This window comes from Cryobacterium sp. MLB-32, from assembly GCF_000738085.1.
GTDB lineage: Bacteria > Actinomycetota > Actinomycetes > Actinomycetales > Microbacteriaceae > Cryobacterium.
Genome location: NZ_JPRS01000291.1, coordinates 1 through 1,635, shown reverse-complemented (window position 1 = coordinate 1,635; position 1,635 = coordinate 1). Strand labels below are relative to the sequence as shown.

2 protein-coding genes are annotated in these 1,635 nt (G+C 58.0%); both read right to left on the bottom strand.

What is annotated here, in order from left to right; all coding sequences use genetic code 11:
• Positions 1 to 215 precede the first annotated feature (215 nt).
• Positions 216 to 1,277 carry an extracellular solute-binding protein gene (locus JF66_RS17745; protein ID WP_035880101.1) on the bottom strand — a complete coding sequence of 354 codons (1,062 nt, stop codon included), beginning with the start codon at positions 1,275 to 1,277 and terminating at the stop codon, positions 216 to 218.
• Between the two features lie 80 nt (positions 1,278 to 1,357).
• Positions 1,358 to 1,635: hypothetical protein (locus JF66_RS17740; RefSeq protein WP_035880099.1), on the bottom strand; the 278-nt coding region annotated here is incomplete at its 5' end.

Genomic DNA, 1,635 nt, shown 5'->3' with positions numbered 1-1,635 from the left:
TCGCGCTTGTACTTGGCGGTATAGGTTCGCCGCCGAGCACGCTCGGGAACCTGGGGATCGGGAACATCTTCCATCCCTACAGCCTGCCCGGTCAAGCCGGGTCCTGTCATCACTGCGTCCGTCAAGGGAAACTCCTTCCCCGCCCTCTACGACACTATTCGGGACGATCCCGGTGCCTTATCCAAGGTTGACAGAGAGGGGGACGGGACAGTGATTTAGCTCTGGCCCTTGATGTTTGCTGCCCAGTAGTCGATCCACTCGGTCTCGTTCTCAGCGATACGAGTCCAATTCACGTCCATCTCTTTCAGATTCAGGTCGGCAAGCCACGACGGTGCTGCGGCGAGATCAATCGTGGGAATCTGGAAGTACGTCTCAGCTAGCTTTGTCTGGGTTTCCTCACTAATGAGGAAACTCAGGAAGGCGTCGGCGCCATCGGACGACGGACCCCCCTTGATCTTTGCGACTCCGTCAACGAGCATCGGTGCTCCTGAGGTTGGAACAACCGGGGTGTATGGGGCGTCCTGCTGCTCGATCTGCAACATGACGTCCTGAAGGTTCCATGCAGTGATCGCAGCTTCTTGGCGGGTGAGGCGTAGGTAAAGATCTGTGGGGTTTGCCGCATACACCTTGGTGTTGGCATCCAGGGCTTCAAGCCAGGCGTAGCCGGCATCGGCGCTTCCTGAAGCTTCCACTTCCCGATCGATCATGGCTGAATAGATGCTGCGCATCGTGCCGGATGCTTGAACGTCTCGAATTGCGATCTGGTCACCGAGGGCCGGGTCGATGAGGTCGTCCCAGTCCTTCGGCGCATCCGCAGCTGTAATCATGTCGTGGTTGTAGACAATTACTTCGGCGAGGAGCATTTCGCCGACCCAAAGGCCATCGGCGTCTCGTGAGGCTTCGGGTACGGCATCGATGACGCTCTGCGGAGCGGGCGAGAGGACATCGTCGGAGGCAGCCTGCTGCATTTGCTGGCTAGTGCCTCCCCACCAGATGTCGCCCTGTGGATTTACCTTCTCCGCACGGATTCGCTCAAGTGCTTCCTGGGCCCCCAGCGTCAGGATCTGAACCTTGCCGTCATAGTCAGGGTTTGCCGCGACGAAATCCGCCACGACGGATTCAGCTAGTCCTTTGTCGCGCGCGGTGTAAATGGTGAGACTGGTCTCGCTCGCCGCGTCAGAGGACGTCGGAGCAGCGTCAATGCCGCAGCCGGACAATCCCAAGGCCAAGCCAAGTCCGCCGGATATAAGGGCAAATTTTAGTCGTCGTTTGGTCATCTTGTTCTCCTCAAATGGGTATGCAGCTAGACGGAAAGGTCATGCTTTGTGAAACGGTGGTGCTTCTGGAGAAACCTGAGTTAGGTGAAGGTTTCTGCGAGAAGTGCGTTGGAGGTCATGAGGACCTTGGCTACCGAGCCGTGGAGGATCGAATTGTCGCCGAGCACGGCGAATTCAACGTCAGTTGGAGAAGGAGCGCCGGCGCGGACACGGTCGCGGAGAAGTTGCCGTGCGGATTCGTCGAGATTTTCTGCGTGACCGGAGAAGATCACCCGGTTGGGGTTTACAACGCATACACAGACGATCGCGGCAAAAGCCCAGGCGTTAAGAGTGTCCTCTAGGAGTGTGCGTGCGACGT

Bases quoted from the DNA above. Each gene is read 5' to 3' on its own strand.
- JF66_RS17745 (WP_035880101.1), bottom strand. From the start codon at position 1,277: ATGACCAAACGACGACTAAAATTTGCCCTTATATCCGGCGGACTTGGC.